This window comes from Chitinophaga eiseniae, assembly GCF_012641265.1.
In the GTDB taxonomy this organism is placed as follows: Bacteria; Bacteroidota; Bacteroidia; order Chitinophagales; family Chitinophagaceae; genus Chitinophaga; species Chitinophaga eiseniae_A.
Map to the genome: position 1 here is coordinate 1 of NZ_JABAHZ010000005.1, position 17,649 is coordinate 17,649.

Below are 17,649 nucleotides of genomic sequence, written 5' to 3' on the forward strand. Positions count from 1 at the left end.
CATTTTTACTGGACACTGGCGAGTACCGGTGAGCATTGGGACCCGAATAATATTCTGAACGATTGGACGGGCTCCACTTTTGTACCAGGAGCTACCGGAGGTGTGGTAGTTGCAGGAGGTGAGATCAATGTAAAAGATATTCCCTTACAGTTAGCGCCGGGGACGTCCGTACTTGTGGGAACTGCATGGAAGCCACATATCCCGCAAGACTATGTAAATAGCCCAAATCAGGTAGATGTATGCCTGCTGGCAAGGATTACCGAACAGGTTGCGACACATCCTCCTTTTGGTGGCGTGAATTGGTTTGACGTTTTTATGCACGTTCCTGAAACGGGCGGCAATGAAAAATACAATGTAACTAACAATAACAACATTGTAACCCGTAACCTGATTGTGACAAATACTGACCTCAATAATAAAGGCACAGAAAAGCATCAGGTTTGGGTCGCCAATGCAGAAACAGAGCAACATTATTTCAACCTGCAGTTAATTAATAACCGTGCAATACACAAGCAACTGGCTGGCGACTTTTCGGCAGTTGGCTATATCACCCTGTATCTTGGTGATCTTTTTGATCGTTGGGTGGCTGCCGGTTCTCACGGCATCTATGCAACATCAGATGAGCATAATAAATCAGTAACCTTTGACGGCTCTAGTACTTTGGAGCTGGATGGCATATCATTAGATGCTGGTGAACGTTTCCCTGTAGGAGTAGAAATACATTTGCGTAGCGGCGCAAAAAGCTATGGTAATGATTTTACCGTTCATTTCAGGCAGTTTACCTCAGATGCAACAAATACTTATTCAGACCTGTACGGAGACGTGAGTTTCCTAATCAAAACACCGGTAGCGGATTTGCTGCATTTTGCAAGGAAAGCCCCGGCAACTACAGAAGTACTCAAACAGGGCAATTTCTTTGCTTATCCAAACCCGGTAGACAATACGCTGTATTTTGGTTACAACGGAGATGGCGATATACAATCAGATATCATAGTAACGGACGTAGCGGGTAAAACAGCAATGGTTAAGAAAAATAATGCCTTTGTTAAGGGGCAGACATACTCTATAAATACCAGCGTGCTTCAACCTGGAATCTACCTTGTACATTTTACCAATAGTAGGGGCAGCGAGGAAACAATTAAGATTACCAAGCTAAAATAGATACTCTTTCTCTGAGCGGCTACAGTGTAGCTTTAGGGGTGCTTATTGGCACCCCTTCATATTTACAACCTTTTTTACACGATGAACTTGGGATTTGTGAATAGCTATTGATGCCTATTGCTTCGTTATCCTGCAAGATTTAACGATGACGGCAAATCCGGAAAAAATTGTATTATTTTTTAAAAATTTAAGCATAAGAGAGCATAAGTTGGAATGTACCTTTTTCAGCCGTTTTATATTCGCACCTCACCATAAACAAAAAGAAAATGGCAAATGCAATTATTACCAAAAAGGAATTGAATATTCCAGTCGGTGCACTCATTGAAGTAGCAGATGTGTTACTGGAAAATGAGATCACCAATAACATTACCGGAACCAACGAGGAAGAAGATGAACTGGTTATTGAAGTGCAGTACGAAAAGGAACAACGAGAGGCCATTCACCAAATCGAAGACATTATAGCCGACTATGAAGAAGAGGAGGACGAGGACGAAGAAGATGAGGATGAAGAGGATGATAAATAGTTGTCCGGGAAAACAGCACATGCCCTTTTTGGTTATGTGCTGTTTTCTTTTTAAAATGCCCTGCAACATCAGGTTGCAGACAGGCTTTTAGCAACACTGCACAAGCCACTTTGATTGATAACCAAATTGTTGTAAATTTATTAAGCTATCACTATGAAGGCAAGAATTATACCCTTATCCAAATATAAAAAACGGGTATTGGTGGAGGTGAATGATGAAGCAGTAGAAAGGCTGCCGGTAAGCCAGTGCCGAAAAGTATTGCAGGGTGCAGGGAAGCAGTTAAATGATGAAGCCATCCTGAAGATCAGGGACTACTTCTATCATCTGGCCGCTATTGCATGGGAAGCCTACCAGTGCGGCAAACAGCAACCAAAGAATAAGGCAATTCCTTTAGAACCAAATAAAACAGCCAATAATGAAGAAAGGCATTATTATGAAAAGAGCCATTATCTACGTGCGGGTTAGCACAGATGAGCAAAGTGAGAAAGGATATAGCTTACAACATCAGGAAGATCGGTTAAGGCAATACTGCCAGCATCACAATATTGAGATAGCAGGGTTTTATAAAGATGATCATTCGGCCAAAACATTTGAGCGGCCTGCATTTAAGGAATTACTTGCCTTTCTGAAGAAAAGTAAGGGAGCTGTTAACCTGTTGCTGTTCCTCAAATGGGACAGGTTCAGTCGTAATGCCGGTGATGCTTATATGATGATTAACCAGCTGGGTAAATTAGGAGTAGAGCCGCAGGCCATTGAACAGCCGCTCGACCTGAACATACCCGAAAACAAGATCATGCTGGCCTTTTATCTGGCAGCGCCAGAAGTAGAAAATGATCGCCGCTCTCTCAATGTAATTGCAGGTATGCGCAGGGCTATGAAGGAAGGCCGGTATATGACCACTGCTCCCAAAGGATATAAAAATAGCCGTAATGAGTTGAACAAGCCTATTATTATTCCGGGCGAAGATGCCCCTTTGATCAGATGGGTGTTTGAGGAAATTGCTAAGGGAGTATATACAGTTAAGGAAGTATGGCGTATGGCAAGAAAAAAAGAGCTGGACATTGGCCGCAGCAATATCTGGTACACATTGCGCAATCCTGTTTATTATGGAAAAATATTCATCCCGGCCTATAAAGATGAACCAGCCATGTTGGTAAAAGGTATACATGAGCCTATTATCAGCGAAGAACTTTTTTATCAGGTACAAGATGTATTGGACGGCAAAAAAAGAAATACAGTATCGAGATACACCGGTAAGGAAGAACTGCCGCTGCGGGGATTTCTGGAATGTCCAAAATGTGGCCGCAACCTGACCGGCAGCGCGTCAAAGGGAAAGATGGGGGTTCGGTACTTTTATTATCACTGCACCTCAACATGCGCCACCCGCGTGAAAGCCGAAGAAATCAACACATCCTTTAAAAAAAGATTATCGAAGCTCTTTTATAAGGATGAGTATATCTCCCTGTTTGAGCATGTGATGAGGGATTACTACCAAAAAAACTGCCGGGATGCTAATAAAGCCGGAGCCGGGATAAAACAGGAAATAGAAAAGAATCAGACCCGTATTGCCAATGCGCAACAGCTAATGGTAGATGGCCAGTTACCTGCTGCTGAATACATGGCTATCAAAAACAGGTACGAAACCGAAATACAAAGCCAGCAAAGGGAATTAAACAACCTTGCACAAGTAGATAATAATCTGATGGACTATGTAACGGAAAGCGCCGACTTGTTACGGAATGTTGCCCGGTACTATGAAAAGGTGGATTTACCCATCAAACAAAAGATCGTGAGTTCGATATGTGTTGGAAAACTGGAAATAGATGGAAACGAATGTCGAACTCCGAAATTAAATGAGGTAATCGACCAGATAAGCATGCTGGGCGCGGCTTCCAAAAGATTAAAAAAAGAACAGGCTGGCGATTTTGCCAGCCTGTCCAATTCGGTGATCCCCTTGGGACTCGAACCCAAGACCCATACATTAAAAGTGTATTGCTCTACCAACTGAGCTAGGGAATCGTTTCATTTAATGGGAGTGCAAAAGTAGTAATTAATTTATTACTTCCAAATTTTTTTTGCCTTTTTTATAACGCCTATGGATACACGTTGTCTGACAACGTATATTTGATACCATGACAACTCCTAAAGAATCCCCCATATTAACCTTTCAAACCCAGGAACAATGGGCCCATTGGCTGGATCAGCATCATGCCGATATGGATGGCGCCTGGCTGCGTATCTTTAAAAAAAACTCCCAAACACCAACGATCAATTATGCACAAGCGCTGGATGAAGCCCTCTGTTACGGCTGGATAGATGGAATAAAAAAGTCGCTGGATGACGTTTCTTTCATACAGAAATTTACGCCCCGCCGCGCCAAAAGCATCTGGTCGCAAAGAAATACCCAGCATATTGAACGACTCACCACCGCTGGGAAAATGAAGCCTGCCGGCCAGCGGGAAGTGGAAAAAGCAAAAGCCGATGGACGCTGGGAAAGCGCTTACGCCACTTCAAAAGAAGCGGCTATCCCGGAAGATTTTATGGCGGCGCTGAAAAAAAACAAAAAAGCCAAAGCCTTTTTTGATACCCTCAACAAACAAAATTTATTCGCTATTTACTTCCGCCTGCAAACCGCCAAGAAACCGGAAACAAGGGCCAAACGCATCGTTACGATTATCGACATGCTCAGTCGCCAGGAAAAATTTCATTAGCCGGGCCCTCTAAAAGACCCGGCTGTATTGAATTATACCATACCGTTTTCATGCGGCATCACCGCCGGTATCACCTGGCTCACCCGCCAATGCGCCGCCAGCAACTGATCCTCTAAACGGAAGATATCGTAAAAAACAGCGCCATGGCAGGTAGACTGTACCATCACCAACGCACCCTCTGCGATGATCCTGTGAATAATATGACCGCCAAAATCCTGCGGACCAGTATACCCTGGCGCCAGTAAGGCAATATCACCACTGCCGAAAAACTGCTGCACGATGGCTTTGTTCACCGCAGGAACACCCGGCTCCGCAATACCCGGAATAACCAGGGTAATAGCCTCCTCTTGCGTAGCATCCCAGTGCTCCGCCAGTTTTCCATCTGCCACCCGGTAGAGGTCTGCTATAGCGATGCGCTTTCCCATAAAGCGCAACTGCATCAGCAACAATACATAATCATCTTCTGCCATTACCACCACTATCGGCGATTCCCGCTGCTCAGGTACCGGCAGCTGCCGGAGCTGTTGCAAAGCGGTTTTCAAACCAGCCTTGCCCCCTTTTACCTGCGGACTATGCTGTATATAATCGTTGTGTACATAAGTATCTACTGCATCAGGGTTACGCTCCCCTATCAGCTGCTTTACGGCGGCCAATACCATGGCCTTATTGTTGACTGTAGTCATGATAGTAAATATATATCCGCAGCGCGATGGCGCGGAAAACAGGATTAAATAATAAGGTGAGAAATATCAGGGAAAGGAAAGCCCGCTTCCTTTCCGGGAAGCCGGATGTTGGATCCGGGAGATGAGATATGAAGCGTAAATACTGATGCCACAAACATAGCGCATTCTGCAGAAAAAGCCAATGCCTGCCGCCATAAAATAAAAAAGCGTCCGGAATCCCGGACGCCTGCCACTTATAATTATTTTTTACCTATCCCATGGCATTACTGTACATGCCATCTGCTTTCTCTTTCACATCTTCCATAAACCGCCGCGCTTTGCGGCCCGTTTTTTTCATCGCATTGCGGGTGTCATCGATGATACCTGAACCCTGTTGGCGCTTCCTGATATACAAGGCTGCTGCCAGGGACACTGCGGTACCCACTGCTGCGACTGCAATCAATATCTTTTTCATATGCCAGGTTTTTGGTCCATGATAAAAACCCAATTGTCATGCCAACAGCGGCATACACAGCCATTAGTAGATCTCCTTACCGAAGGGCGTAAAACTCAGGCTCATCAGCTTGAAATGCTGACGCCCAAAGGGAATACCGATGATAGTAATACATAGCAACAGGCCAAAAAATAAATGCCCCAATGCTATCCAGATGCCCCCGATAAATATCCAGATAATATTAAAAATGGTCGCCAAACAACCCGTTTGCCCCGGTACTTCCCGCACGTGTCGCCCAAAGGGAAACAGGGTAAAAAACCCTATCTTAAAACATTGTATGCCGAATGGAATACCAATGATGGTCAGACACAGCAAAAATCCGCTGATCATATACTGGATAAATGAAACAAAGCCCCCGAAAATGAGCCACAAAATGTTACCAAGTAAGTTCATATCCCAAATGTAGAACGGAACACGTACATTTTAAAGCAGCTCGATAACTTACCGGGAAAAATCCCGCCAAATGCGGCATTAATGACCAGGATCCGCTTCAAATACATCTGCTGCCAGCTTCCAGCCGGCAGTCTCCGGGCGCCATACCTGTACGAAATATCCTTTTTCAGTAGTCTTGTCCTCCCCATGATATATGATAGCCCGGCCATAATAATACTGCATTTCACGGGTAACGGATGCCCCCTGTCCCAATACCTCAAAGTCACAGCGCGTCACGTTGGCTGAGCTAAGGTAGCGGTCTATCTCCCGGGAATCAACCAGCTGCGGCCGGTTAGCGCGCACCACCAGCGGCGCAGCAGATATATATTGTGGGTAAGCCTCCGCAGGCCGGGTTTGCGCTAAGGTGCAAAATTGCTGAAATGCTTTTTCAGCAGTACTATCTTTTGCAGGCACGTAAACGGGTACATTGGCAGGCAATACTACTTTCGCTGCTTCACTAACCGGAGGCGACAAAGCCGCTACAGCATGCGTTATGCCTGCATCCAATGCTAACTTGTACACCTGTTGCTCATTCTTCTCCCAGATACTAAAAAAATACCCGGTACCCATTATACTATCCTTTAAGGAATACCAGTATGGGCCCGAGGTAAATCCCATATCGCCGGAGCGGGTCACCAGGGCGTATTCGGGGTACCACTGTAGTTTTTCAGCAGGCACAGTGGTCCGCCTGGCATTCAGGGAAAGCCCATTTACAGGCTTACCAGCCCGGAACAAAATTCCCTTAGGCGCCAGGTAGGCATCAAATGCTGCCTTGATGCTGGTATTCGCCGCCAGCCGGGCAAACGCCAGCTCATTGCCAACTAACTGTTTTTTATGAAGGAGATATTTATCGGGGGGAATCATGCTTACCGCGAGACAAATGGCAGCATGGAAAAGGAACAACTTCATGCTTTTTTATCTTAAAGTTGCAACATATGCCGCAATCTTTTTCACACCGGCGACATATGCCCTGCGAAGGAGGACAAACAACCGGTTCTGCTTCCCCAACTGCATACCTGCACCCGGGGAAGCATCCGGCAGGTATTACTTTTTCCAGCTGTTATCCTTTTCGTTGGCATCCATAAACAGGTTGCCATCCAGGGTAACCTGTTTCACGGCTTTCTTCAACGTTACCGGCAGTACCACCGCCCTGGTATTCGCTTTCCAGACAGCCGGCGTTTGATGAATGCTTTCTTTACTGTCGTCGGCATAGGTAATCACTACATCAAAAGGCACAGCAAATCCACCGGTATTGGTAATATGCAACAGCGCCTTCTTTGCACTGATCTTTACATCCGACAAAGTCAGGTCAATATAGTTATTGCTGAAGAACCAGTTGTTCCAGAACCAGTCCAGGTTTTGACCGGCAGCAGTGTTAAATGAATAGAAATAATCCCAGGGTATCGGGTGCTTTCCATGCCAGTTGTCCATATAGGCATGTAAACATTTTTTAAAGAGATGCTCCCCTAACAGGTCTTTAACAGCCAGGTACGACAACGACGCTTTTCCATAGGAATTGTTGCTATACCCCATGCCGCTTACCTGGTTAGACATGGAAATGATAGGCTGATCTTCTTCTGTAGAAGGATCGGTAATATATTTGGTGACCCGGAATCTTTTGTAGAAGTTGTCTGCCGCCTCCTTTCCTTTCTCCGCAATACCTATCAGGTATTCGAAAGTGGTAGCCCACCCCTCATCCATAAAGGCATAGCGACTTTCATTGATGCCCATATAAAAAGGGAAATAAGTATGCGCTATTTCATGATCCTGTACCAGCTGGGCAAAGTCGAGGTCATCCCCTACCGATCCGTCATTCACCATCATCGGGTATTCCATATCAGCAAAGCCCTGGAAGGCCGTCATTACGGGAAATGGATAAGGCACACCGGGATAATGATGTGAAAACCAACTCAACGCATTTTGCGAAAAAGCGACAGAATGATGGAAATCAGTAGCCGTATCATTATACGCCGCCTGTACACTGGCACGACGCATGGTGCTGCTGTCGACCACTACGCTCGACGCATCCCATACATAATGATTGCTGGCCGCAAATGTTACATCAGCAATATGATGCGCCGCAAACTTCCAGGTGTTCCAGTCGTGCTGCTGCGTAACCGCTCCCTGCTTCATCTGGTCGAGGGTAGCGATATGCAGGATATCATTGCTGGTATAGGATTGCTTTAAACGCCTGGCCACTTCGGGTTGCAGCACTTCTGCTGCATTCAGCAAATCGCCGGTACCCCATACCACGAAGTTCTTCGGTACTTTTACCGCCACCTGGTAGTCGTTAAAATCACTGTAAAACTCTACCCGGTCGGTATGGTCAATACCATCCCAGCCGTTGTAATCATCGTATACGGATACCCGTGGGTACGCATAGGCCATATATACGGTGGTGCTGTCGATCATCCCTTCGCGGCCGCTCAATACCGACAAATCATAATGCCAGTTGATCTGCAACTGCACGCTGTCTTTCGAAGCTAGTGCCTGTGGTAAAGATACATACGCAGTGGTGCCCACGTCGTTATTGAATCTAACCGCTACCCCGTTGATCAGCAACGTATCGATGGTGACCCCGTCGGTTAAAAAATCTTTACTCATATACCCGGAGCGGGGCGACTGGTACTTATGCAGGTTGCAGATGATGCGCAGCATCATTCCTTTCAACGCATTAGGGCTGTTATTTACATAGCTGATGGTTTCTGCGCCGGTAACGGTTCTGCCGGGCGGATTTACCGACAGCTGGATATCATAGCGTCCCTTGTTCTGCCAGTAACGTTTCCCGGGCGCGCCGGTTTTACTTCTTGTTTCATTAACATATGCCTGCTTAATATTGCGGGGCATATACAATTCCTGTGCGGATGCCAGGGTGTGCGCACCCATCAGCAACAGCAGGCTATACATGATCTTGTTCATACCTTAGTACTGGTTACAGGGATAAAAATAGGGAAAAGTTGACGGATACGCTTTTTAGAAGAAATACGATTCGATCTTCTGCGCCAGCCGCGACAGAAATTCGTTGGGAATATGATCGTGCGAAGCCGCGAGTTTCCCCTGCTCATCTGGCTGGAAAATTACCTGGTGCTCATCTATTTTCACGAGATAAGTTTTCTCCTTACCTGCCGCAGGAAAGATATGATAGTCTTTGCCGTCTAAATGAATGATCGTCTTTTCCATAGCTGTTTTTTTATGGAAAGTTAACCAATTAGCCGCATAAAAACGGGCAGCGACTGTTTCAAAAACGAACACATAGCATCTCACGTCTATATATAAAAATATAAAAACAAGTACCTTGGATTCCGGTATAATTTTCCTGACCCAGGAAATGCTATTAAATCTTGCCACTGCATGCAGCTATTTAAAATCGCTTACCGTAACCTGTTTAACAACAAAGGATATTCGGCTATCAATATTATCGGGCTGGCCACCGGCATGGCTGTTACGCTATTGATAGGCTTATGGATCTGGGATGAGCTCAGCTTCAACCAGGTACATTCCCGTCACGCGCGCATTGCCCAGGTGATGGACGTACAAACCATTAACGGCGAAGTAAATACCAGCGAAGCAATTGCCATCCCGCTGGCCGCCGCGTTGCGCAATGACTTCCCGGGCGATTTTAAACAGGTAGCGCTCCTGTTTCCCAATTTCGTACATGCGGTAACGGTAGGCGATCACAAACTATCGCAATCGGGCGTATGGGTACAGCCCGACCTACCCGCCATGCTGTCGTTAAAAATGATCAGCGGCAAGCAAGATGCCTTGAAAGATCCGTCATCCGCCCTCATCACCCGCTCCCTCGCCAACGCACTATTTGGTAATACCGATCCCATAGGCAAAGGCTTTAAACTAGACAACAGGACCGACCTGCAGGTGGGCGGCGTATTTGAAGACCTGCCGCAAAGCAGCTCCTTCTATGGCACCCAGCTCTTCCTGGCCTGGGACAAGGCCCTCAGCACCTTGCCCTGGATGAAAGAAGCCGAACAACAATGGGATAGCCGGTACTGGAAATTATATGTGGAGCTCAACGAACATGCGGACCTCGACAAAATAAATGCAAAGATTAAAAATGTGGCCCAGACGCACCTCAAAGCAGGAACAGAAACCCTCTTCCTTCATCCCATGGACCAATGGCGCCTGTACAACGAATTTAAAAACGGACAGGTCACTGGCGGAAGGATCCGGCTGATATGGCTGTTTGGTATTATCGGCGCGCTGGTACTGCTGCTGGCCTGCATCAACTTCATGAACCTGGCTACGGCGAGAAGCGCTAAACGTTCCAAAGAAGTAGGTGTGCGTAAAGCCATTGGCGCTACCCGCCTGCAACTCATCTGGCAGTTTATGGCCGAATCGCTGTTGCTGTCGGTGCTTTCCTTCGTGGGCGCTATGGCCCTTGTAGCGGGCTTATTACCTGCTTTTAACCGCCTGACGGAAAAACAATTATCCATTCCCTTTTCACCGGTATTATGGATCACTATGATCGGGTTCACCCTTTTGACCGGCCTGCTGGCCGGCAGCTATCCCGCTTTCTATCTGTCTTCTTTCCGGCCGGTAAAAGTATTGAAAGGGCAACTTCCCCCGGGACGCTTTTCACTGCTTCCCCGCAATACCTTAATGGTGGTACAGTTCAGCGTATCCATTGCATTAATGATTGGCACCGTAGTAATTTACCAGCAGATCCAATATGGCAAAAACAGGCCGGTAGGATATAATCGTCATGGGTTGATTATGGTTACCATGAGCACTGGCGAAATGTATGGCGCACCTTACAATGCCCTGCGCAACGCGTTGCTGGCTACCGGCGCGGTGGCCGATATGGCCAAATCAGATATGCCTTCTACCAGCAGTCCTGCATACAACACCAACGTACAGTGGAAAGGGAAAGCGCCCCAGGAAGAAATACCTTTCGGCGTCATAGGGGTTACGCACGATTACGGACATACGATGGGCTGGCAAATAAAGGAAGGACGCGACTTTTCACGGGCCTACCCTACTGATACCGGTACGGTGGTACTGAATGAAGCCGCCGCCAGGCTGATGGGAGATGCCGGCGCTCCCGGGGAATTTATCCAATTGGATGGGCGCTCCACCCGGATTACCGGCATCGTAAAAGATATGATCATGGAATCGCCCTATGCCCCGGTACAGCCTACTATTTTTCAACTCCGCTATGGGATGATGAATGCGCTGACAGTGCGTATCAATCCGCAACTGCCCATGCGGCAAGCCCTGGCAGGCATGGCGCCGGTGTTTAAACAATTCAACCCCGAAGGCCCATTCGACTATACATTCACCGATGACGCCTATGCGCAGAAATTTTCCGATGAAGAGCGCATCGCCAGGCTGGCGGCTGTGTTTGCGGTACTGGCCATCTTTATCTCCTGCCTGGGCGTATGGGGACTGGCTGCCTTCATGGCCGAACAACGGACCAAAGAAATAGGGATCCGCAAGGTGCTGGGCGCTTCTGTAAGCAGTGTATGGATGTTACTGTCGAAAGACTATGTCCGGCTGGTAGTATTGTCGCTATTGCTTGCCGCACCGGTAGCCTACTACGGCATGCATAGTTGGTTAAAAAACTATCCTTATCATATCACGCTTTCGGGGTGGTTATTTGCCGGCGCCGGTATCACCACATTGGCGGTGACTTTGCTCACTGTCAGTTACCAGTCGTTGAAAGCGGCGTTGACGAATCCTGTAAAAAGCCTGGCTGCAGAATAGCTTACTGCATGCGGCCATGCAGGGTGCCCCATTTTTTTGAAGACGAAGTATCCGTAGCAGAGCGGCTATATTTCTTGCGGTATTCCTGCGGCGTAAGACCGGTAAAGCGCTTGAACACCTGTCGGAATGTCTTCACATCGTTGTAGCCTGCGTTGAACATCAACGTGGTAATGTTCTGCGTATTTTTTTCCAGCTCTTTTTTCGCTGCTTCAATTTTTACCCGTTGCAGGTATTCCAGTGGGGTATTCTGGGTGGCTTGTTTAAACCGGCGGATATAGTTCCGTTTGCTCATATTGGCCATGGCGGATAGCTGATCGATAGACAGCTGCTCATCAAAATGCTGCTCGATATATACCTGCGTTTTGAGAATGTCCTCGTCCTCATGCCGGCGTTGTCCCTGGAACACGGCAAAGTGCGATTGATTAACGCGGTCCATATCGATAGAAAACATTTTACTCACCCAGATGCTGGCATCGCGTCCGCAGAATTTTTCTATCAGGTACAGCACCAGGTTCAGAGAAACAAAGGCGCCGCCGCTGGTGTAGAGCCCTTCCTGGTCGGTCATTACCTTATCGGCCAATACGTTGATGTCGGGATAGCGGGTGCGCATATCATCCAGTGCCTGCCAGTGGGAAGTACACGATTTCCCTGAAAGCAGGCCTGCTTCTGCCAGGAAATAACTGCCCAGGCACAGGCTGGCCACTTCTGTGCCACCGGCATGCATATCCCGGATCCAATCTACCAGCCCTTTATTTTTGGGCAGTACATGATCGGGCGTTCCCTGGAAAGCGGGCGCCATGATCAGGTCGGTCTGTGTTACCTCATCAATGGTTTTATAACAAATAAACTGCGCCGGCGACTGCAACTGTATGTTCTTCATCTTTTCGCCAATGAGTTCCAGCTTAAAGGCTGGCTCTTTGCCGGCTTGTGCGCAATAGCGGTTGGCGCCGTTGAAAATATCCATCACACTGGCGATAGAAGAAAGAATAGCATCTTCGTAAATGAGCAGGGAAATTGTTTTCATGGCAATTAGTGTATGACGCCATACAAAAGTAGGATATTCTGTTGGCACAAATGCCCCCCAAATTAGGCGTGTTTGCACAGGTGATTTTTCCATTAAACAGGAGAAATTTGTAAGACACTAAACAGCAGAAATCATGAGTACCAATGCATCTGCCGGTTTAACGTCCTCACCCGTAAAACCCGGTTTCTCTCCCCAGGTAGTATCTTCAGAAGAATGGCTGGTGGCCAGGAAAAAATTCCTGGAGAAAGAAAAACGGCTCACCCGCCTGCGCGATGAATTGAGCCGCGAACGTATGGCCTTGCCATGGGTAAAAGTGGAAAAAGAGTATGTGTTTGAAGGCCCTGACGGGAAAGTAACCCTTTCTGACCTATTCGATGGCCGCAGTCAGCTGATCATCCAGCACTTTATGCTGGGTCCCAACGATGCCGAAGGCTGCGTAGGCTGCTCTTTTGCGGCCGACTCCATCGATGGCGCATTGCCCCACCTGGAAAATCACGATGTATCGCTGGTGGTGGTAGCCCGCGCACCGTTTCCGAAGTTGGATGCATTCAAAAAACGTATGGGCTGGAAATTCCCCTGGGTTTCTTCCGCTGGTAACGATTTCAACTACGACTACCATGTATCCTTCCACAAAGCGGATATAGAAAAAGGGAAGGTCGCTTACAATTACAGCATCATAACCGACTTACCGGTGCATATGGAAGATCTGCCGGGACTCAGCTGTTTTTATAAAGATGAAACAGGAACGATCTATCATACTTACTCCACCTATGCAAGAGGAGGAGAATTACAGCTGGTCACTTATAATTACCTGGATATAGCACCACTGGGGCGTAATGAAGGCACTGGCACCAATCTTTCCAACTGGGTGCGTCACCACGATAAATACGATAGTCCTAAAATGGCGCCCGGCTCCTGTTGCAGTTCAGCGGAGGGTGCGTCATGAAACCGTATTGCTCCTGCGGTGGTGCTACGGGCAGCAACACCAGCAAAGCAACACCTCCACAATCCACCGGTTCGCCCTCCTTCCGTCAGCGTATCATCAAAACCGTACGATGGCTGCTACCGGGCATCACCCTCGCACTGATACCTAAATGCCCCATTTGTCTGGCTGCTTATGTAGCAGTGGGCACAGGAATAGGGCTATCTGTTACCGCGGCCACCTGGCTGCGAACAGGGCTGGTGGTGTTGTGTGTGGGTTCATTAATATACCTGGTGCTGAATAAGGGATTGCACCTGCTGCAACAACACCGGCAGACCAGATCAAAGCCCTAATGCAATATTAAACAACATCAGTTCCTCTGCCTCTCCCGGCGGAAGAATAGTACCTTGCAGGGTAAAGCCGGAACGCGTAAGCAAACGTACCGACCGGTGATTATCCTGCTGGGTAATAGCAAACAAATAGGGCAAAGCCAGCTCTTTTCGTGTATACTCCAGCGTAGCCGCTGCCGCTTCATAAGCGTAACCCTTCCCTTCCGCTTCCGGTAAAAAGGCAAAGCCGAGATCCGGCTGGTCCAGGTATTTCCGTTTAAACAATCCACAAATACCGATAGGCGCATTCGTTTCCTTCAATACCACCACCCAGGCCCCATATCCCTGCTCCGCATATAAACGCAGTAAATTATTCATGATATAGCGCTGTGCATCTGCCAGGGTGCGTATCTGCCGGTCCCCGATATATTGCAGCCAGCTGGGCGTATTCAATAACTCCAGGATAAATTTATCGTCCGATGCAGCAAACGTACGTAACTGCAAACGGGGTGTTTCAAATAAGATTTTCATGCATCCAGTTATTACGAGTCCTTACAAAATAGATTTTTCCAGCGAAGACAGCAAATAAGCATTGCTGCTATCTGTTCAAAAATGAACATCCGGTAATAAAAGCGGACATTTTCGTTATTTTAAGAAACGTAATTTATTGATTTATAATTTACCGGATTCTGGCACCTGATTAGTGTGCCTCTACAAGACTATCTGCTTCATATGCTTAAAAGCTACTTTCTTACAGCACTTCGCTTCCTGAAAAAAAACAGGTCTTTTAGCTTTATCAATATATTCGGCCTGGCCGTCGGTACGCTATGCTGCCTGTATATCCTCCTCTATGTTCAGGAACAATACAGCTACGACCGGCACTACCAGGATGCCGCAAATATTTACCGGGTCAATACCCTGATGAAACGGGCCGGGGAAACGCACCATACCGCTACCACTTCTCCCCCTATTGCCCCCGCACTAAAGAACGACTTCAGCGAAATACAGCAATATACCCGCGTCGTCATCCCCAAAGATGCCAACAAACACCTGTTGCATTACCAGGATAAAGCCATTTATATCTCAGATGCTGCGTATGTTGACTCCACCTTCTTCGATATTTTTACTTATCATTTTATCAGCGGCCACCCCGCTACGGCCTTATCTGGTCCCTATTCCATTGTGCTGTTAAAAAATGTGGCCGAAAAGTTATTTGGCACCACAGATCCTACCGGGAAAATAATACGGGTGGAAAATACCGATGGCATACACGATTTTAAAGTAGATGGCATCATAGATGAAAGCCTGGGAAAATCGCATGCGCAGGCGCCCATTTTCTTTTCGATGAACAGTGGCGGCATTGGCGATTATGTGCGTACCAGCGATGCCTGGGCCACCAACAATTTTGTGGCTTCTTATGTGAAACTCGCCCCACATAGCAACGCCGCTGCGCTGGAAAAGAAGCTACCGGCCTTTCTACAGCAACACGGAGCAGAACAACTGAAGCATACCGGCATGGAAAAATCCCTGGTGCTGCAACCGGTAAAGGAGGTGCATACCAGCACCGACTTTGAACTGGGACTGGGTAAAACAGTAAGCCCCCGCTTCCTGTACCTGTTGTTACTGATAGCTGCACTAATACAGCTGATTGCCTGTATCAACTTTATGAACCTGTCTACCGCCCGCGCTTCCAAAAGGGCAAAAGAAGTAGGCATCCGCAAAGTGATGGGCGCTAAACGTAACAACCTGGTGCAGCAATTCCTGGGAGAATCGCTCCTGCTCTCCGCCCTGGGCGTATTGATTGCCCTCCCGCTCCTGGCGCTGGCCCTTCCCTGGCTCAACTTACTTACACAAGCTACAGTACAACTGTCTTTCCTGACCGACTACCGGTTATGGACTATCATCGTATTGCTCATCGTGATAACCGGCCTGGTCGCCGGCAGCTACCCTGCTTTTTATCTCTCTGCCTTCAACAGCACCAAAGTGCTGAAAGGCAATTTTACAAACCGGGTGTCTGCATCGGGAATACGCCGTATCCTGGTAGTATTCCAGTTTTCACTGGCTATTGTGCTGATTACCGGCATCGTTATCATCTACAGCCAGCTGAATTATATCAGGCAAAAAGACCTGGGCTTTGAGAAAGACCAGCAACTGGTACTCAGCTTCCATACACCAGATGCCCGGAATAAAATGAGCGGACTGGCCGCTGCATTAAGACAGCTCCCCGAAATAAAAGCCGTAGGCTTGTCTAACAACTATCCCAGTCAGTTTGTGTTCAATGACATTCACCTGCGTACCTCCAATAGTAGTGGCGATGGAATGGCAGATGTTCAGTTCATGCTCACCGACGAACATTTTGCATCATCCATGGGCATACAGATCGTAGGCGGCAGGAACTTCCTCCCCTCCGATTCCGGCCGGGTGCTGATCAATGAAACGATGGCCCGCAAACTGGGACTCACCCCCGAAACTGCGCCGGGGCAACTGCTTTACACGCAACCAGCCGACCAAAGCGCACCTACCAGCATTGAAATTGCCGGGGTGATGAAAGACTTTAACTACAATTCCCTGCACGATAACGTACGGCCGTTTATGATCCTGTTTGATACACAGGTGTCTGACTATACGTATATGATCGTTAGCAGCAGCAGTAAAAATTATTCCGCCCTGCTCAGCAAGATGGCAGGAGTATGGAAAAGCTACCTGCCGGAAGTACCGTTTGAATATATTTTCCTGGACCAGGCGGTACAAAAACAATACGATACAGAAGTAACGCTCTCCCGCATCATCAATTATTTCACCATTATTGCCATCCTTATTTCCTGCCTGGGATTATTTGGGTTGGCGGCTTTCAGCGCCGAACAGCGGAGGAAGGAAATCGGCATCCGGAAAGCGTTGGGCGCCAGCGTGAGTGGTATTGTACAATTACTGTCGGGCGATTTTCTGAAGTTGGTATTAATTGCCATGGCCATCGCTACCCCTATTGCCTGGTACGCCATGGATAAATGGCTGTCGGCCTACGCATACAGGGTTGACCTGCAATGGTGGATGTTTGCCGGCTCCGGGTTATTGGCCCTGGTAATAGCTTTGTTTACGGTAAGTTACCAGGCTATCCGGGCGGCGCTGGTAAATCCTGTCAAGAGTTTGAGAACAGAATAACGGGTATTCAATCTTCCGTCAGCTGCCGCAGCTGCCGTTCATAATCGTATTGCAGGTCCTCATGCTGAGCGGCCACCACTTTCTTAATCTTCTTCAGCTGTTGTTCGAAGAGGTTATTTAATTGAATACTATAGGAAGATAATAACCCGGATTGTTTCATCTTGGTACAGAAATAGATCAACAGCTCTGCCTCCACCTGCTTAGAGCCAGTATAACGTATGTGCTTATTCGTTATACGCAGTATTTTACGCAGACGCTTTTTGGCATGGTATAATTTATCACTGGCAATCTCCGCAAACCCGTTATCTATCTCTTCTTTCACCGCGGTAGTATATCCTTCTTCGTTGTGTGCTTCAAACAGGAGGTAGGTCAGCAGCTCTTTATTATCGTTTTTATATTTGGCCAGCCGTAAGCACAGCGCCGCCAGTTCGGCAGGCGCCAGTACAGATAATTCTTTCTTTATTTCGCTGATAGAAGCAGCCTTCATAATAAA

The 17,649-nt window shown here is 47.5% G+C and carries 17 protein-coding genes, 1 tRNA gene and 2 pseudogenes; 9 read left to right on the forward strand and 11 right to left on the reverse strand.

Features of this window, described 5'->3' with window-relative positions; genetic code table 11:
* Positions 1-831 precede the first annotated feature (831 nt).
* Positions 832-981, reverse strand: coding sequence for an SWIM zinc finger family protein (locus tag HGH91_RS31655; protein ID WP_410493809.1), 150 nt, complete (start codon positions 979-981; stop codon positions 832-834).
* Here HGH91_RS31655 and HGH91_RS31660 point away from each other — a divergent pair.
* The 4 genes and pseudogenes from HGH91_RS31660 to HGH91_RS31665 all read left to right on the forward strand — a co-directional run.
* Positions 934-1,161: pseudogene (locus tag HGH91_RS31660) on the forward strand (T9SS type A sorting domain-containing protein); the annotation flags it as partial. The gene HGH91_RS31655 and the pseudogene HGH91_RS31660 sit on opposite strands and share 48 nt — an antisense overlap.
* A gap of 296 nt (positions 1,162-1,457) precedes the next feature.
* A complete protein-coding gene (locus HGH91_RS20140; RefSeq protein WP_168740613.1) occupies positions 1,458-1,685 on the forward strand; it encodes a hypothetical protein in 228 nt (75 codons plus the stop codon).
* Positions 1,686-1,838: 153 nt separating this feature from the next.
* Positions 1,839-2,150 (forward strand): hypothetical protein, encoded by a 312-nt coding sequence (locus tag HGH91_RS20145; protein WP_168740614.1) that lies wholly within the window; start codon positions 1,839-1,841, stop codon positions 2,148-2,150.
* Positions 2,119-3,090: pseudogene (locus tag HGH91_RS31665) on the forward strand (recombinase family protein); the annotation flags it as partial. The gene HGH91_RS20145 and the pseudogene HGH91_RS31665, both read left to right, overlap by 32 nt.
* 541 nt (positions 3,091-3,631) lie before the next feature.
* Here HGH91_RS31665 and HGH91_RS20155 read toward each other — a convergent pair.
* Positions 3,632-3,704: transfer RNA gene (locus HGH91_RS20155), tRNA-Lys, on the reverse strand.
* A gap of 113 nt (positions 3,705-3,817) precedes the next feature.
* Between HGH91_RS20155 and HGH91_RS20160 the strand changes: the two genes are divergently transcribed.
* Positions 3,818-4,396: a YdeI/OmpD-associated family protein gene (locus tag HGH91_RS20160; RefSeq protein ID WP_168740615.1), complete on the forward strand. Its 579-nt coding sequence runs from the start codon at positions 3,818-3,820 to the stop codon at positions 4,394-4,396.
* A gap of 32 nt (positions 4,397-4,428) precedes the next feature.
* On the opposite strand, the gene HGH91_RS20165 is transcribed toward HGH91_RS20160, so the two are convergent.
* The 6 genes from HGH91_RS20165 to HGH91_RS20190 all read right to left on the reverse strand — a co-directional run bounded on the left by HGH91_RS20165 (position 4,429) and on the right by HGH91_RS20190 (position 9,184).
* Positions 4,429-5,079: a nuclear transport factor 2 family protein gene (locus tag HGH91_RS20165; protein WP_168740616.1), complete on the reverse strand. Its 651-nt coding sequence runs from the start codon at positions 5,077-5,079 to the stop codon at positions 4,429-4,431.
* Between the two features lie 250 nt (positions 5,080-5,329).
* On the reverse strand, positions 5,330-5,533 hold the full coding sequence (locus tag HGH91_RS20170) for a hypothetical protein (protein WP_168740617.1): 204 nt from the start codon (positions 5,531-5,533) through the stop codon (positions 5,330-5,332).
* A gap of 63 nt (positions 5,534-5,596) precedes the next feature.
* Positions 5,597-5,965 carry a YccF domain-containing protein gene (locus HGH91_RS20175; protein ID WP_168740618.1) on the reverse strand — a complete coding sequence of 123 codons (369 nt, stop codon included), beginning with the start codon at positions 5,963-5,965 and terminating at the stop codon, positions 5,597-5,599.
* A gap of 78 nt (positions 5,966-6,043) precedes the next feature.
* A complete protein-coding gene (locus tag HGH91_RS20180) occupies positions 6,044-6,913 on the reverse strand; it encodes a hypothetical protein (RefSeq protein WP_168740619.1) in 870 nt (289 codons plus the stop codon).
* 135 nt (positions 6,914-7,048) lie between these two features.
* Positions 7,049-8,923, reverse strand: a complete 1,875-nt coding sequence (locus tag HGH91_RS20185; RefSeq protein ID WP_168740620.1) for a M1 family metallopeptidase — start codon at positions 8,921-8,923, stop codon at positions 7,049-7,051.
* 54 nt (positions 8,924-8,977) lie between these two features.
* Positions 8,978-9,184, reverse strand: a complete 207-nt coding sequence (locus HGH91_RS20190) for a hypothetical protein (RefSeq protein ID WP_168740621.1) — start codon at positions 9,182-9,184, stop codon at positions 8,978-8,980.
* Positions 9,185-9,355: 171 nt separating this feature from the next.
* Here HGH91_RS20190 and HGH91_RS20195 point away from each other — a divergent pair, with 171 nt between their 5' ends.
* Complete coding sequence (locus HGH91_RS20195) at positions 9,356-11,722, forward strand: ABC transporter permease (RefSeq protein WP_168740622.1); 2,367 nt, start codon at positions 9,356-9,358, stop codon at positions 11,720-11,722.
* Position 11,723: 1 nt separating this feature from the next.
* Here HGH91_RS20195 and HGH91_RS20200 read toward each other — a convergent pair whose 3' ends face one another.
* Complete coding sequence (locus HGH91_RS20200) at positions 11,724-12,746, reverse strand: GlxA family transcriptional regulator (protein ID WP_168740623.1); 1,023 nt, start codon at positions 12,744-12,746, stop codon at positions 11,724-11,726.
* Positions 12,747-12,879: 133 nt separating this feature from the next.
* Here HGH91_RS20200 and HGH91_RS20205 point away from each other — a divergent pair, with 133 nt between their 5' ends.
* A complete protein-coding gene (locus tag HGH91_RS20205; protein WP_168740624.1) occupies positions 12,880-13,692 on the forward strand; it encodes a DUF899 domain-containing protein in 813 nt (270 codons plus the stop codon).
* On the forward strand, positions 13,689-14,021 hold the full coding sequence (locus tag HGH91_RS20210; protein WP_168740625.1) for a hypothetical protein: 333 nt from the start codon (positions 13,689-13,691) through the stop codon (positions 14,019-14,021). The genes HGH91_RS20205 and HGH91_RS20210 overlap by 4 nt, the downstream gene beginning before the upstream one ends.
* Here the strand turns inward: HGH91_RS20210 and HGH91_RS20215 are convergent.
* Complete coding sequence (locus tag HGH91_RS20215) at positions 14,010-14,528, reverse strand: GNAT family N-acetyltransferase (RefSeq protein WP_168740626.1); 519 nt, start codon at positions 14,526-14,528, stop codon at positions 14,010-14,012. The two genes, HGH91_RS20210 and HGH91_RS20215, sit on opposite strands and share 12 nt — an antisense overlap.
* A 201-nt stretch (positions 14,529-14,729) precedes the next feature.
* On the opposite strand from HGH91_RS20215, the gene HGH91_RS20220 reads away from it, so the two are divergent.
* Positions 14,730-17,156, forward strand: coding sequence for an ABC transporter permease (locus HGH91_RS20220; protein ID WP_168740627.1), 2,427 nt, complete (start codon positions 14,730-14,732; stop codon positions 17,154-17,156).
* A 7-nt stretch (positions 17,157-17,163) separates the two neighbouring features.
* Here HGH91_RS20220 and HGH91_RS20225 read toward each other — a convergent pair whose 3' ends face one another.
* Positions 17,164-17,643, reverse strand: coding sequence for a hypothetical protein (locus HGH91_RS20225; RefSeq protein WP_168740628.1), 480 nt, complete (start codon positions 17,641-17,643; stop codon positions 17,164-17,166).
* Between the last annotated feature and the right edge of the window lie 6 nt (positions 17,644-17,649).

Bases quoted from the DNA above. Each gene is read 5' to 3' on its own strand.
- HGH91_RS20165 (WP_168740616.1), bottom strand. From the start codon at position 5,079: ATGACTACAGTCAACAATAAGGCCATGGTATTGGCCGCCGTAAAGCAG.
- HGH91_RS20225 (WP_168740628.1), bottom strand. From the start codon at position 17,643: ATGAAGGCTGCTTCTATCAGCGAAATAAAGAAAGAATTATCTGTACTG.
- HGH91_RS20205 (WP_168740624.1), top strand. From the start codon at position 12,880: ATGAGTACCAATGCATCTGCCGGTTTAACGTCCTCACCCGTAAAACCC.
- HGH91_RS20195 (WP_168740622.1), top strand. From the start codon at position 9,356: ATGCAGCTATTTAAAATCGCTTACCGTAACCTGTTTAACAACAAAGGA.
- HGH91_RS20215 (WP_168740626.1), bottom strand. From the start codon at position 14,528: ATGAAAATCTTATTTGAAACACCCCGTTTGCAGTTACGTACGTTTGCT.
- HGH91_RS20170 (WP_168740617.1), bottom strand. From the start codon at position 5,533: ATGAAAAAGATATTGATTGCAGTCGCAGCAGTGGGTACCGCAGTGTCC.
- HGH91_RS20185 (WP_168740620.1), bottom strand. From the start codon at position 8,923: ATGAACAAGATCATGTATAGCCTGCTGTTGCTGATGGGTGCGCACACC.
- HGH91_RS20180 (WP_168740619.1), bottom strand. From the start codon at position 6,913: ATGAAGTTGTTCCTTTTCCATGCTGCCATTTGTCTCGCGGTAAGCATG.
- HGH91_RS20190 (WP_168740621.1), bottom strand. From the start codon at position 9,184: ATGGAAAAGACGATCATTCATTTAGACGGCAAAGACTATCATATCTTT.
- HGH91_RS20220 (WP_168740627.1), top strand. From the start codon at position 14,730: ATGCTTAAAAGCTACTTTCTTACAGCACTTCGCTTCCTGAAAAAAAAC.
- HGH91_RS20200 (WP_168740623.1), bottom strand. From the start codon at position 12,746: ATGAAAACAATTTCCCTGCTCATTTACGAAGATGCTATTCTTTCTTCT.
- HGH91_RS20175 (WP_168740618.1), bottom strand. From the start codon at position 5,965: ATGAACTTACTTGGTAACATTTTGTGGCTCATTTTCGGGGGCTTTGTT.
- HGH91_RS20145 (WP_168740614.1), top strand. From the start codon at position 1,839: ATGAAGGCAAGAATTATACCCTTATCCAAATATAAAAAACGGGTATTG.
- HGH91_RS20160 (WP_168740615.1), top strand. From the start codon at position 3,818: ATGACAACTCCTAAAGAATCCCCCATATTAACCTTTCAAACCCAGGAA.
- HGH91_RS20210 (WP_168740625.1), top strand. From the start codon at position 13,689: ATGAAACCGTATTGCTCCTGCGGTGGTGCTACGGGCAGCAACACCAGC.